The 12,637-nt window shown below is 71.0% G+C and carries 14 protein-coding genes; 1 reads left to right on the plus strand and 13 read right to left on the minus strand.

What is annotated here, in order from left to right:
- Positions 1–129 precede the first annotated feature (129 nt).
- The 5 genes from ACWDEN_RS16035 to rpsB form a co-directional block, all read right to left on the minus strand.
- Positions 130–1,293, minus strand: a complete 1,164-nt coding sequence (locus ACWDEN_RS16035; protein ID WP_351604652.1) for a phosphatidate cytidylyltransferase — start codon at positions 1,291–1,293, stop codon at positions 130–132.
- Complete coding sequence (frr, locus tag ACWDEN_RS16040) at positions 1,293–1,850, minus strand: ribosome recycling factor (protein ID WP_351604650.1); 558 nt, start codon at positions 1,848–1,850, stop codon at positions 1,293–1,295. The genes ACWDEN_RS16035 and frr overlap by 1 nt, the downstream gene beginning before the upstream one ends.
- A gap of 174 nt (positions 1,851–2,024) precedes the next feature.
- A complete protein-coding gene (pyrH, locus tag ACWDEN_RS16045; RefSeq protein ID WP_351024516.1) occupies positions 2,025–2,783 on the minus strand; it encodes a UMP kinase in 759 nt (252 codons plus the stop codon).
- A gap of 203 nt (positions 2,784–2,986) precedes the next feature.
- Positions 2,987–3,823, minus strand: a complete 837-nt coding sequence (tsf, locus tag ACWDEN_RS16050; RefSeq protein WP_351604648.1) for a translation elongation factor Ts — start codon at positions 3,821–3,823, stop codon at positions 2,987–2,989.
- A gap of 182 nt (positions 3,824–4,005) precedes the next feature.
- Positions 4,006–4,893 carry a 30S ribosomal protein S2 gene (gene rpsB, locus ACWDEN_RS16055; protein ID WP_450859465.1) on the minus strand — a complete coding sequence of 296 codons (888 nt, stop codon included), beginning with the start codon at positions 4,891–4,893 and terminating at the stop codon, positions 4,006–4,008.
- A gap of 272 nt (positions 4,894–5,165) precedes the next feature.
- On the opposite strand from rpsB, the gene ACWDEN_RS16060 reads away from it, so the two are divergent.
- Positions 5,166–5,750 carry a murein hydrolase activator EnvC family protein gene (locus tag ACWDEN_RS16060; RefSeq protein ID WP_450859466.1) on the plus strand — a complete coding sequence of 195 codons (585 nt, stop codon included), beginning with the start codon at positions 5,166–5,168 and terminating at the stop codon, positions 5,748–5,750.
- 34 nt (positions 5,751–5,784) lie between these two features.
- Here the strand turns inward: ACWDEN_RS16060 and ACWDEN_RS16065 are convergent, their stop codons facing one another.
- From ACWDEN_RS16065 to lepB, 8 genes are all read right to left on the minus strand, one after another.
- Positions 5,785–6,342, minus strand: coding sequence for a TetR/AcrR family transcriptional regulator (locus ACWDEN_RS16065; RefSeq protein ID WP_351604736.1), 558 nt, complete (start codon positions 6,340–6,342; stop codon positions 5,785–5,787).
- 127 nt (positions 6,343–6,469) lie between these two features.
- On the minus strand, positions 6,470–7,312 hold the full coding sequence (whiG, locus tag ACWDEN_RS16070) for an RNA polymerase sigma factor WhiG (protein ID WP_351604642.1): 843 nt from the start codon (positions 7,310–7,312) through the stop codon (positions 6,470–6,472).
- A gap of 321 nt (positions 7,313–7,633) precedes the next feature.
- The gene (gene dprA, locus ACWDEN_RS16075; RefSeq protein ID WP_450859467.1) at positions 7,634–8,794 is read right to left on the minus strand and encodes a DNA-processing protein DprA; all 1,161 of its coding nucleotides are present in this window, start codon (positions 8,792–8,794) and stop codon (positions 7,634–7,636) included.
- Positions 8,791–10,416: a YifB family Mg chelatase-like AAA ATPase gene (locus ACWDEN_RS16080; RefSeq protein WP_450859468.1), complete on the minus strand. Its 1,626-nt coding sequence runs from the start codon at positions 10,414–10,416 to the stop codon at positions 8,791–8,793. Before ACWDEN_RS16080 ends, dprA begins: the two co-directional genes overlap by 4 nt.
- Complete coding sequence (locus tag ACWDEN_RS16085) at positions 10,417–10,779, minus strand: YraN family protein (RefSeq protein ID WP_351604636.1); 363 nt, start codon at positions 10,777–10,779, stop codon at positions 10,417–10,419.
- Between the two features lie 114 nt (positions 10,780–10,893).
- Positions 10,894–11,202: a DUF2469 domain-containing protein gene (locus ACWDEN_RS16090; RefSeq protein WP_003965949.1), complete on the minus strand. Its 309-nt coding sequence runs from the start codon at positions 11,200–11,202 to the stop codon at positions 10,894–10,896.
- Positions 11,203–11,277: 75 nt separating this feature from the next.
- Entirely contained in the window at positions 11,278–11,802 is a 525-nt protein-coding gene (locus tag ACWDEN_RS16095) for an NUDIX hydrolase (RefSeq protein WP_351604634.1), read from the minus strand.
- Entirely contained in the window at positions 11,792–12,577 is a 786-nt protein-coding gene (lepB, locus tag ACWDEN_RS16100) for a signal peptidase I (RefSeq protein ID WP_450859469.1), read from the minus strand. The genes ACWDEN_RS16095 and lepB overlap by 11 nt, the downstream gene beginning before the upstream one ends.
- Positions 12,578–12,637 lie beyond the last annotated feature (60 nt).

Here is a 12,637-nt window from a genome sequence, read left to right on the forward strand (position 1 = left end):
CCAGCATCGTCCCACCCCGAGGGCCGTACGACCAATGCCGAAGGCCCCCGTCCTCGGACAGGACGGGGGCCCGGAAGCCGTACACGCACACCACCGGCGCCGCGGGAAGCAAGCCCTGCGACACAGACCTCACGCGGAGCCGACGAACACCACCAGCAGCAACCACACCACCGGCGCCGTAGGGAGCAAGGAGTCGAGGCGGTCCATGATGCCCCCGTGGCCGGGGAGCAAGGTGCCCATGTCCTTGATGCCCAGGTCGCGCTTGATCATGGATTCGCCGAGGTCGCCCAGCGTGGCGCTGGCCGCCACCGCGAGGCCCAGCAGCAGGCCCTGCCACCAGGTGCCGTCGTCGATCAGGAACTGCATGCACAGCGCGCCGGCGACCATCGCGAACAGCACCGCGCCCGCCAGGCCCTCGCGGGTCTTGCCGGGGCTGATGCGCGGGGCCAGCTTGTGCCTGCCGAACCGCCAGCCGACCGCGTAGGCGCCGGTGTCGCTGACGACCGTCAGGAGCAGGAAGGTGAGGACCCGCCACGGGCCGTCGGACGCGGTGAGCATCATCGCTACGAACGTGGCCAGGAACGGCACGTAGAACGCCGCGAAGACGCCCGCCGTGACGTCCTTGAGATAGCCCTCCGGCGACTCCGTCATGCGCCAGACCAGCACCGCCAGCGCGGTCAACGCCATCGCGACCCACGCGCCCTCGGCGCCGCGCACGTACCCCGCGACCACCATCGCCGCACCGCCGACCGCCAGCGGCACCAGCGGCGCCTTGATCTCCTTGCGCTCCCGCAGCCTGCTGGTCAGCTCCCACAGGCCGACGACGACGGCGACCGCGATCACGCCGACGAAGACGGCCTTCTTGATGAACAGGGAGGCGACGATCACCACACCGAGCCCGACCCCGACGCCTATGGCCGCGCTCAGGTCACGGCCCGCGCTCTTCTTCTGCGGCGCTGGCGCCGGCTGGTGGGCGTCGGGCATGGGCTCCGGATTCTGGTTCTCGGCCGGCAGGGTGCGGACCTGCGGGTGCTCGGGGCGGAACTCGTCCTGGAATTCCTGGAACAAGGGGCCGCCCCGCCGGCCGGTCCCCCGGACACCGTCCCGGCCCGAGCCGTACGCGGGTTCGTCGGGCACGATGGGCATGGGGCGAGTCTGGTGCGCCTCAGGCGCATCGTACGCGGGACCCGCCGGTACGGCCCCCGGGACGGGCTGGGCAGGCCCGCCCTCGGCGGGCCCCCAGTACCCGGCCTGGCCCACCGATGGCGGCGCCCCCCAGGAAGAGTCGCTCATCAGACTTCGAGCAGCTCCGCTTCCTTGTGCTTCAGGAGCTCGTCCACCTGGGCAACGTACTTCGCCGTGGTGTCGTCGAGGTCCTTCTCCGCACGGCGGCCCTCGTCCTCGCCGATCTCGCCGTCCTTGATCAGCTTGTCGATGGCGTCCTTGGCCTTGCGGCGCACGGAGCGGATCGAGATCTTCGCGTCCTCGCCCTTGCCCTTGGCGACCTTGATGTACTCGCGGCGGCGCTCCTCGGTCAGCTCGGGGAACACCACCCGGATGATGTTGCCGTCGTTGCTGGGGTTGACGCCCAGGTCGGAGTCGCGGATCGCCTGCTCGATGTTGCGCAGCGCGCTCTTGTCGAACGGGGTCACGACCGCCATGCGCGGCTCCGGCACGGAGAACGAGGCCAGCTGGTTGATCGGCGTCGGGGCGCCGTAGTAGTCGGCCACGATCTTGTTGAACATCGCCGGGTGCGCACGGCCGGTGCGGATCGCGGCGAAGTCCTCCTTGGCGACCACGACGGCCTTCTCCATCTTCTCCTCGGCCTCGAGGAGGGTCTCTTCGATCACCACTTGCTCCTGCGTGTCTTGAGTAAGGCCCGGCTGCGGTTCCTCTGGCGGGCGGCGGCCGGCTGCGTCGCGTCTTCTTCCTGCACGGTTCCCGACCGGCAGGACATTGTCCATCCCCCGGCCAGGGTCAGGCCCCCTTACGGACCGCGCGCCACCGGCCGGGTTGATGCCGGGTCAGTCCCGGCTGCCCTGGTCACCCACCAGCGTGCCGATCTTCTCACCCTTGACGGCACGGGCGATATTGCCTTCCGCGAGGAGTTCGAAGACGAGGATCGGGAGCTTGTTGTCGCGGCACAGCGTGATGGCGGTGGCGTCGGCGACCTTGAGGTCGCGGGTGATGACCTCGCCGTAGCCGAGGGCGTCGAACTTGACGGCGTCCGGGTTGGTCTTGGGGTCGGAGTCGTAGACCCCGTCCACACCGTTCTTGCCCATGAGCAGCGCCTCGGCGTCGATCTCCAGGGCGCGCTGGGCGGCGGTGGTGTCGGTGGAGAAGTACGGCATGCCCATACCGGCGCCGAAGATGACCACGCGGCCCTTCTCCAGGTGGCGCACGGCGCGCAGCGGGATGTACGGCTCGGCGACCTGGCCCATGGTGATGGCGGTCTGCACCCGGCTGTCGATGCCCTCCTTCTCCAGGAAGTCCTGGAGGGCGAGGCAGTTCATCACGGTGCCGAGCATGCCCATGTAGTCGGAGCGGGCGCGGTCCATGCCGCGCTGCTGGAGTTCGGCGCCGCGGAAAAAGTTGCCGCCGCCGATGACGACCGCGATCTGCGCGCCGTCACGGACGACGGCCGCGATCTCCCGGGCGATCTTGTGCACCACGTCCGGGTCCACGCCCAGGCCCCCGCCACCGGAGAACGCCTCTCCGGACAGCTTCAGCAGAAACCGGCCGCGTACTTTGCCGTCGTCGCTCTTCTGGGCCTTGGTGGTCATCGGGATCCCGCCTCTTTCACGTGTTGCACATACGAAGAAGGCCATTGCCGGTGGGGTCGCTTTTCGCTCCCATGCGCGGCAATGGCCTCCTCGTCAGATCTGCTGCCGTCCGCCCCACGCCGGGGTGTGGCGGTGTGCGCGGACGACTGCTGTCGACCCTATCGAGAATTTCCCGCGGGTCGCGCGTCGATCGCGGAACGGGCTCAGATGCCGACCTTGATGCGCGAGAAGCGCTTCAGGGTGACACCGGCCTCGTCCAGCACCTTCTGGACCGACTTCTTGTTGTCGAGGGCGTACGGCTGGCCGAGCAGCGTGGCGTCCTTGAAGAAGCCGTTGAGGCGACCCTCGACGATCTTGGCGATCGCGGCCTCGGGCTTGCCCTCGGCGCGGGTGGTCTCCTCGGCGATGCGGCGCTCGGACTCGACGACGTCGGCCGGCACCTCCTCCTTGGAGAGGTACTTCGGCGCGAAGGCGGCGATGTGCTGGGCGACGCCCTTGGCGACCTCGGCGTTCGGCTTGTCGAGCTCGACCAGGACACCGATCTGCGGGGGCAGGTCGGGCATGGTGCGGTGCATGTAGGCGAGCACGAAGCCGTCGGAGAACTGCGCGAAGCGGTCCAGGACGATCTTCTCGCCGAGGTTGGCGTTGGCCTCGTCCACGAACGCCTGGACGGTCTTGCCGGGCTCGATCTCGGAGGCGAGCAGCGCCTCGAGGTCGGCCGGGGAGGTCGCGGCGACGTGCTCGGCGATCTTCTTGGCGACGGCCTGGAACTTCTCGCCCTTGGCGACGAAGTCGGTCTCGCACTTCAGCTCGACCAGGACGCCGGAGGAGTTGTCGTCGGCGATGATGGAGACCACGGCGCCGTTCTCGGCGGAGCGGCCCTCGCGCTTGGCGACGCCCTTCTGGCCCTTGATGCGCAGCGCCTCGACGGCCTTGTCGACGTTGCCCTCGGCCTCGTCCAGCGCCTTCTTGCAGTCCATCATGCCGGCGCCGGTGAGCTCACGGAGCTTCTTGACGTCGGCGGCGGTGTAGTTCGCCATGAGTCTGTGAGTCTTTCTCGAAGTCTGGAGATCTTGAGATCCGCACGGTTGCTCTCCACATGTAGCCGTGGAGCGCGTACGTCGTGCCGACCTACGGGTGAACAGCGGGGGTGGACTTCACCGCGCCGAAGGCGCTGTCCGGTGCAGTACCGCCCCCGCTGTCGAACGCTGACGGACCGGCGTCAGGCCTGCTCGCCCTCGGCGGCCTTCTCCTCGGCCGGAGCGGCCTCGGCGGGCGCGGCCTCGGCGGGCGCGGCCTCGGCAGCCGGAGCCTCGGCGGCCGGAGCCTCGTCCTTCTTCTCACCCTCGAGCAGGTCGCGCTCCCACTCGGCGAGCGGCTCGCCGGCGGCCTTCTCGCCCTTCTCGCCGGTGGCGACGCCGGAGCGGGCGATGAGGCCCTCGGCGACGGCGTCGGCGATCACACGGGTGAGCAGGGTGACGGAGCGGATCGCGTCGTCGTTGCCCGGGATCTTGTAGTCGACCTCGTCGGGGTCGCAGTTGGTGTCGAGGATCGCGACGACCGGGATGTTCAGCTTCCGGGCCTCACCGACGGCGATGTGCTCCTTCTTGGTGTCCACGATCCAGACGGCGCTGGGCACCTTCTGCATCTCGCGGATACCACCGAGGGTCTTCTCCAGCTTGGCCTTCTCGCGCGAGAGCACGAGAAGCTCCTTCTTGGTCAGACCGGACGCGGCGACGTCCTCGAAGTCGATCTGCTCGAGCTCCTTCAGGCGCTGCAGACGCTTGTAGACGGTCGAGAAGTTGGTGAGCATGCCGCCCAGCCAGCGCTGGTTGACGTAGGGCATGCCGACGCGGGTGGCCTGCTCGGCGATGGCCTCCTGCGCCTGCTTCTTGGTGCCGACGAACATGACCGTGCCGCCGTGGGCGACGGTCTCCTTGACGAACTCGTAGGCGCGGTCGATGTACGACAGCGACTGGAGCAGGTCGATGATGTAGATGCCGTTGCGCTCGGTGAAGATGAAGCGCTTCATCTTCGGGTTCCAGCGACGGGTCTGGTGACCGAAGTGGACGCCGCTCTCCAGCAGCTCCCGCATCGTGACGACGGCCATGGCCGTATCTCCTTGAGTTTCTCGGTTGTGCCGCGGGGGCCGGACGGCTCCCGCGCCTGACGCCCGCGACGCGCCTTGCCGCGAAGGACCGAGAGGCGCTGACACCGACCGCTTGACGGCCTGGTGTCGGGGCGTGCGAAGTCGACCCGGTGACCCGGATCGCCAGAAGAAGTGTACGGGACCGCCGGGGCACCGGGTGACGCCGCTGTCCACAACCGGTGAGTTGTCCACAGTGTCCGGCCGTGATCGGCGGGGTGCGGGACGGTTGCCGCATGCGAGAAGCGATGCGACATGTCCTGCTGGCGGTGGGTCTGCTCCTCGGCCTGGCGCCGGCCGCCCTGGCGCCCTGCCGTTCCTGGGCGGACACTCCACCCTCGGCCCCCGCACCACCTCCTCCGGCCCCGGTCCCGGCCGTCGCGCGCACCTGGCCGGTGGGCGTCCGGCCCCCGGTGTTACGGGGCTGGGAGCCACCGGCGACGGTGTACGGCCCCGGTCACCGCGGCGTCGACCTGGGGGCGCCGGCGGGCTCCCCGGTACGGGCGGTCGCACCCGGCCGGGTGTCCTTCGCGGGCCGGGTGGCCGGGCGCGGGGTCGTCTCCGTCGACCTGACGGGCACAGATCTTCGTACGACGTATGAGCCGGTGACCGCGTTGGTGCGAAAGGGGGACGAGGTGAGGGCGGGAGAGGCGGTGGGCACGGTGGAGGCGACGGGCTCCCACTGCGCCGCCACATGCGTCCACTGGGGCCTGCTCCGCGGAAAGACCTACCTGGACCCGCTGTCGTTGCTGCCGCCGTGGCTTCTGCACAGGGGGCCGCCGAGACTGCTGCCGGTGCTGGGGGTACCGCTGCCGTCGTAGCTGCCTGGCGGCACCCGCCCGGCGGCAGACGGCGTCAGCCCCTCACACCCCGGAGCGCCATGGCGACCGCGGCGTCCGTCACCACCGCGGGATCCTCCGCGGCACCGAGCTCGATCCGCCGCACCGCCGCGTCCACCACCCCCTGCAGCAGCATCGCCGCCAGCCGGGGCTGCTCGTGCCCCATCTCCTCGAGCGCCTCTGCGATCATCGCGACGAGCCCGCCGTGCGCCGCCCGGATCTTCTCCCGCGCCCCGGCGTCCAGCTCACTCGCGGAGATGGCGACGACCGCCCGGTGCCGCCGGTCCCCGACCAGTGCCAGCTGCTGCCGCACATACGCCTCGACCTTGCCCTCGGCGGACGCGGCCCGCTCCATCGCGGCCGCCACCTCCGCCGCCCACAGCGGAAAGTCGACCTCGCACAGCTCCTCGACCACCGCGGCCCGCGACCGGAAGTACTCGTACACGGACGACCGCGCCAGCCCGGTCCGCTCGGCCAGCGCGGGGAACGTCAGCGCTTCCGTCCCGCCCTCGGACAGCAACGACCGGGCCGCGTCCAGCAGGGCGGCTCGCTGCATCGACCGGTGCTCGGCCACGGAGGCCGCTCGAATCCTTGGCACGTCAACCACTTTACGGACGCCCCCACCCGAACGGGAGCCGCTCGCCCTCATGGCGCCGGCCGCACCACCCGAACCACCGATACGGTCACCCGGCCCCGCGCGCTCAGCGCCCGAAGCTCGCCAGCTTGGCCCGCAGCTGCAGCACCGACTTGGTGTGGATCTGGCTGACCCTGCTCTCGGTGACCCCGAGGACGTTGCCGATCTCGGCGAGGGTGAGCCCTTCGTAGTAGTACAGCGTGACCACGGTCTTCTCCCGCTCGGGCAGCGTGTTGATCGCCCGTGCCAGGAAGCGGCGCAGCTCCCGGTCCTCGGCGACCTCCACGGGGTTGTCCGCGGCGGTGTCCTCCAGCGTGTCCATGAGGCTGAGCCGGTCCCCGCCCTCGCTGCCGACGTGCAGCAGCTCCTCCAGCGCGACCACGTTGGCCAGCGACAACTGGCTGAACACGGCGTGGAGTTCGTCGACCTCCATGCCCAGCTCGGTGGCGACCTCGCCCTCGGACGGGGTGCGCCGCAGCCGCGCCTCCAGGGTGGCGTAGGCCCGCTCCACGTTCCGTGCCTTCTGCCGCACCGACCTCGGGATCCAGTCCAGCGCCCGCAGCTCGTCGATCATCGCGCCCCGGATCCGGGTGATCGCGTACGTCTCGAACTTGATCTCCCGGTCGATGTCGAACTTCTCGATGGCGTCGATCAGCCCGAAGACGCCGGAGGAGACGAAGTCGGCCTGCTCGACGTTGGGCGGCAGGCCGACGCTCACCCGGCCCGCGACGTATTTCACGAGCGGCGAGTAGTGCAGGATCAGCTGTTCCCGCAGCCGGTCGTCCCCCGTCGCCTTGTACGACCGCCACAGCTCGTCGAGCGTCGAGGGAGCGGGCGGCCGCACGCTGCCACCGTCGCGGGCGGCTGGGGGGATCGCCGCCCGGTCTGACCCGGAGGTGTGCTGGGGCATTCGTCGCCTTGTGCCGTTCTGCCGTGAAGTGCTGTGAAGTGCTCTGAGTGGGACGGGGTGGGGATCGGTGGGGGGAAGTGGGCTACCTGGGTGAGCTGTCGGTCTGGTGTCGAGTTGGCGCGATCTGTGTCGGCGCCTTCGTGAGCGTAGCGTGACTGAGGTGTCGCGGTGTGCGAACAGTGCGGCTCCACCCGTGCGCGGGGCGCTCCCGCCGGTCTCGCGCGCGGGTTTCCCGGCTCGCTCTGCGTGACCGGCGGGGGCGTCAACTCCTGGAAACCTCAAGGGCGTCGGAGGTTCCCCCGGACGGCCGAACACGTTCGGTCAACACGGACCGTGACCGGTGCGGACCGACATCACCGCCTGGCGTGTCAACTTCCAGCCAACGCCATGTCGTTCGACGTATCCAAGTGCTCGGAGTTCGTACAGTTTCGCGATCGCCTCGTCCCCGGTGGTCGGCACACCGAGCGCGATCTCCTCGACGGTGGCCGCGCGGTTGCCGGGCAGGGCGGCGAGAACGGCCCGGGAGGCGGGTTCCAGCAGGTCACGCGGGAGCACGGGACCCCTGCGGGGTGGGGCGAGCTCACCCATGTCACCCACGAGTTCGATGACTTCCGCGGCGTCGGTGACCAGGGCGGCCTCTCCGCGCAGCAGTTCGTGGACGCCGGCGGAGAGTGCGCTGGTGACGGGGCCGGGGACCCCCATGGTGAACCGCCCGAGGCGCCCCGCCGCCCGCGCCGTGGCCAGCGAGCCGCTGCGGCAGGCGGCCTCCACGACGACGGTGCCCCTGGTCAGCGCGGCGATGACGCGGTTGCGGAGGATGAACCGGCTGGGCGTCGGATGGTCGCCCGGGGGCAACTCGCCCACGACCAGTCCCTGTTCCGCGATCCGGCTGATCAGGGCGGCGTGGCCGCGGGGGTACGGCCGGTCGACGCCGCAGGCCAGGACGGCGACGGTGGCTCCGCGAGCGGCGAGGGCGCCTCGGTGGGCGGCGCCGTCGATGCCGTACGCGCCGCCCGAGACCACCACCCAGCCCCGCTCGGCGAGGCCTCCGGCGAGCGTGGCGGCGACATGGGTGCCGTACTCGGTGCAGGCCCGCGCGCCCACCACGGCGACGGACCTGAGCGTCCAGAGCCGCAGGCTGGGCCGCCCGCGCACCCACAGCCCGATCGGCCGGGCATCCTCCAGGTCATCGAGCTGCCCGGGCCACTCGGCGTCCCCGGGCACCACGAACCGCGCCCCCGCCTCCCCGGCCACGGCGAGATCCCGCTCGGGCCGGGCCCGCCGGGCCCGAGCCACCAGCCCGGCCCACCGCAGCTCACTCACCCCCGGCAGAGCCGGCATCCCCTCCTTCAGCCGCCGCACCACCTCCCCCGCCCCGAACTTCCGGACCCACCGCCCGCCGACCTCGTCCCCCGGTTCGATCACCCGACAGAGAAAGACCCGCCCGAGCAGTTCGTCTGCGGGGTCCTCGGCGGTGTTCATGTCAGCGCCCCGATGGCCATCGGCACCCCTCGCGGCACTCCGGTGCGCAGTTGCAGGGCCAGGGCCACGTCGGTGGCGTCCGGGCGGTCGTGGCCGACCAGGTCGGCGACCGTCCAGGCGACGCGCAGGACCCGGTCGATGCCCCGGGCCGTGAGCACACCTCGCTCGAGGTTGCGCTCGGCCTCGTCCATCGCGCCGGCGACGGGGTGGTAGCGACTGCGCAGTTCACGGCCGGGGACCTCGCTGTTGGTGCGCCAGGGGGTTCCGGCCAGGCGGGCCGCCGCGCGCTCACGGGCCTGGCGTACCCGCCCGGCCACGGCCGCCGTGGACTCGCCCCGGGCGCCGGGTTCGGTGAGCTGGGCCCGGGTGACCGGATCGACCTCGACACGCAGGTCCACCCGGTCCAGCAGCGGACCGGAGAGCCGGGACTGGTAACGGCGGATCGCCGACGGCGGGCACTCGCACAGGGAGTCGCGTTGCGAGAAGCGTCCGCAGGGGCAGGGGTTGGCCGCCAGCACCATGAGGAAGCGGGCCGGGAAGCGGACGACGCCCGCGCTGCGTGCGATCACGACGTGGCCCGACTCCAGCGGCTGTCGCAGGGCGTCCAGGGTCTGGCCGTGGAACTCGGGCGCCTCGTCCAGGAACAGCACACCGCGATGGGCGAGGGAGACCGCTCCCGGGCGTGCGATGCCGAGGCCTCCGCCGACCAGCGACTGCATCGTGGCCGAGTGGTGCGGGGCGCAGTAGGGCGCCACGTCGATGAGCGGCTTGCCCGGTGGCAGCAGCCCGGCCACCGAGTGCACCGCCGTGACCTCCAGTGATTCCTCCCTGGTCAGCCGGGGAAGGACGGCGGGCAGCCGCTCGGCGAGCATGGTCTTGCCCGCCCCGGGCGGCCCCTCGAGGAAGAGGTGGTGTCCACCGGCGGCGGCCACCTCCGCGGCCGTACGGGCCGAGGTCTGGCCCACGACGTCCGCCAGGTCGTGATCGTGTTCGTGCTGTGCGGCGCCGGCACTGTGCATGCCGGTGGCCGCACCCGCGCCCGGCACGCGCAGACCGGCCAGGAGGGGGTCGGGGCGGCCTTGCTCGTCGGGTTCCTCCTCGGGGACGGGCTCCTCGGTGAGGACCGCGACGAGCTGGCGCAGGCTGCGGACGCCGAGCACGGAGACGCCGGGGACCAGCGAGGCCTCGGCGGCGGCGCACTCGGGTACGACCACCTGCTCGTAGCCTGCGTCGGCGGCGGCGAGGACGGCCGGGAGAATGCCGCGGACCGGCCGGACCCGGCCGTCCAGGCCCAGCTCCCCGATCATGACGATGTCCGCGAGGACACGCGGATCGATCCGCTCGGCGGCGCCGAGCACCGCGCAGGCTACGGCCAGGTCGAAGCCCGAGCCGGCTTTGGGCACCGATGCCGGGCTGAGTCCGACGGTGAGCTTCTTCTGCGGCCACTCGCCGCCCGAGTTCACCACCGCCGCCCTGACCCGGTCCCTGCTCTCCGTCAGGCTCTTGTCCGGGAGGCCGACCAGGGTGAAGGCGGCGACGCCGGGTTCCAGATCGGCCTGGACCTCGACGACCACGCCCTCGACGCCGACCAGGGCCACGGAGCAGGTGCGGGCGAACCCCATTCAGGCCACCCCCCGCGCGTGCTCGACGGAGGGGGCGCCGCGGTGGGGCAGCAGGACGCCGATCAGGTCGATGCGGACGCCGCCCGGCGGTGCCCCTCCGTGGGCCTGGATCCAGTGCTCGGCCAGCGCGCGCAGCCTGGCCGCCTTCTCGGGAGTCACCGCGGCCATGGGGTGTTCGTAGCCGCTGCCCCTGCGGGTCTTCACCTCGCAGACGACGAGCGCGTCACCGTCGCGCGCGACGATGTCGATCTCGCCCGAACGGCCGCAGCGCCAGTTGCGCCCCAGGATCGTCATTCCGGCCTCGGCGAGCCGCCGGGCGGCCAGGTCCTCGCCGTACTTGCCCAGTGCCTCTCGTGCGTTCATGTCGGCACCACCTCCGGCGCCAACGGTCACGCATCCGGCCGACACGTGTTGATCTTGGTGAATTACTCAGCGGTTGTGGAAAAGCTCGTCACCCACACGAGCGACAGCAGCCCGTCACCCGCCCGGGAGCTCCAGGTCGCTCTTGTTGAGCTCCTCGATGTTCACGTCCTTGAACGTGAGGACTCTGACCTGCTTCACGAAGCGTGCCGGCCGATACATGTCCCAGACCCAGGCATCAGCCATCGACACCTCGAAGAACACCTCCCCCTGGACCGAGTGCACCTGCATCTCGTAGTCGTTGGTGAGGTAGAAACGCCGCTCGGTCTCGATCACGTATTTGAACAGACCGACGACGTCGCGGTACTCCCGGTAGAGCTTCAGCTCCATCTCGGTCTCGTACTTCTCGAGGTCCTCGGCGCTCATGGCATGTTCCCCTTCAGCCGTGCGATCCCCCCATTGTGCGCCAGTCCGACGGGCACTCAGACGATTTCCGGGTCGCTAGACGATTTCCGCGTCGAGGGTCACAGGACTGGCCGGGGGACCTTCGTCGAGCAGCGTGCGCAGCAGCTCGGCGAGTCTGGTCGGATACACCGTCTCATGTGCCCGGGTCAGTTCCTGACACGTCCACCAGCGCGCTCCGGCGACGCTGCGCCGCTCCAGCTCCGTCAGCCCCTGGGCCGCGGTGGCCGTCTGCGTCGTACGGGCCAGGTAGTACCACTCGTCCTGGTCCCAGCGGCGGCCCGCGAACGGGAAGGAGCACATGCGGCGCCACAGCACCGGGCCGAGTTCCACGTCGGTGATGCCGGTCTCCTCGGCGAGTTCCCTGAGCGCGGCCTCCTCGCGCGTCTCGGCACCCTCCAGGCCCCCGCCCGGGGTGAACCACCAGTCGTCGGCCGGATCGTCCGGCTCATGGCCGTGCAGGAGCAGGACGCGGTCCTGTGGGTCGAGGAGGACCACCCGGGCCACCCTGCGCAGCCCGCCCTCGTAGGAGTCCTCGCCGGTCCGCGTGGTCTCAGCGGACACCGGCCGCCTCCGGGCGGGCGGCACGCGCGCGGGAGCGGCCCATGCGCCCCGCGATCGGGCCGTAGGCGCCGCCGGCCAGCACCAGGACGGCGCCGGCGACGATCAGCAGCTCGATGGTGGACAGGGGACCGGGCTGGGAGAGCGCGCCGAGGGCCTCGAAGCCGGTGGGGCGCATCAGCGAGCCCTTCCAGGGCCAGATGACCGCGTCCACGCGGGCGTTCACGGCGTCACGGGAGACCGTGCCCTTGGCCGCGTCGGTGAGGTGGGCCGTGGAGTCCAGGGAACCCTGGCGCTCGTCGCCGAGGAGGAACAGACGGCCCTGGGGAACGGTCACCGTCGGGAAGTTCTTGATCTCCGCCAGGCTGCCCTTGGGCAGATAGGGCTCGTCGATCTGCTTGCCGTTGACGGTCAGCTTGCCGTTCGTGCAGCAGGAGACGGTGTCGCCGCCGACCGCGACGACGCGCTTGACCACCTTGGCGTTGGTGACCCAGCTCTTGTCCGTGAAGACGACGACGTCACCGCGCTTCACCTGACCGCCGTCGACCTTCTGCGCGAGCACCCGGTCACCGGCGTCGATCGTGGGCGTCATCGAGCTGGTCGGCACGGTGTACGGCCGGTAGGTCACCGCCGCCCAGGCGAATCCGCCGAGGAACAGCACCAGACCCAGTGCCACGGCCACTGAGGAAAGCCGCTGCCCGAGCCGGCTGCCGCCGGGCTGTGCCGTGCCTGTCCCGCCGCTGTGCGGGGCCGTACGCGTCGTGCTCTCGCCACCCATGGACCCGCACCCTACCCGGCAGTACCGGGCGGGGGCAGCCCCTGTTTCCCGACCGGCGCC

The organism is Streptomyces sp. NPDC001153 (genome assembly GCF_053598315.1).

Excerpts from the sequence above, each read along its gene's own strand:
- ACWDEN_RS16035 (WP_351604652.1), bottom strand. The coding sequence starts at position 1,293 with ATGAGCGACTCTTCCTGGGGGGCGCCGCCATCGGTGGGCCAGGCCGGG.
- pyrH (WP_351024516.1), bottom strand. The coding sequence starts at position 2,783 with ATGACCACCAAGGCCCAGAAGAGCGACGACGGCAAAGTACGCGGCCGG.
- tsf (WP_351604648.1), bottom strand. The coding sequence starts at position 3,823 with ATGGCGAACTACACCGCCGCCGACGTCAAGAAGCTCCGTGAGCTCACC.
- rpsB (WP_450859465.1), bottom strand. The coding sequence starts at position 4,893 with ATGGCCGTCGTCACGATGCGGGAGCTGCTGGAGAGCGGCGTCCACTTC.
- ACWDEN_RS16060 (WP_450859466.1), top strand. The coding sequence starts at position 5,166 with ATGCGAGAAGCGATGCGACATGTCCTGCTGGCGGTGGGTCTGCTCCTC.
- whiG (WP_351604642.1), bottom strand. The coding sequence starts at position 7,312 with ATGCCCCAGCACACCTCCGGGTCAGACCGGGCGGCGATCCCCCCAGCC.
- dprA (WP_450859467.1), bottom strand. The coding sequence starts at position 8,794 with ATGAACACCGCCGAGGACCCCGCAGACGAACTGCTCGGGCGGGTCTTT.
- ACWDEN_RS16080 (WP_450859468.1), bottom strand. The coding sequence starts at position 10,416 with ATGGGGTTCGCCCGCACCTGCTCCGTGGCCCTGGTCGGCGTCGAGGGC.
- ACWDEN_RS16085 (WP_351604636.1), bottom strand. The coding sequence starts at position 10,779 with ATGAACGCACGAGAGGCACTGGGCAAGTACGGCGAGGACCTGGCCGCC.
- ACWDEN_RS16090 (WP_003965949.1), bottom strand. The coding sequence starts at position 11,202 with ATGAGCGCCGAGGACCTCGAGAAGTACGAGACCGAGATGGAGCTGAAG.
- lepB (WP_450859469.1), bottom strand. The coding sequence starts at position 12,577 with ATGGGTGGCGAGAGCACGACGCGTACGGCCCCGCACAGCGGCGGGACA.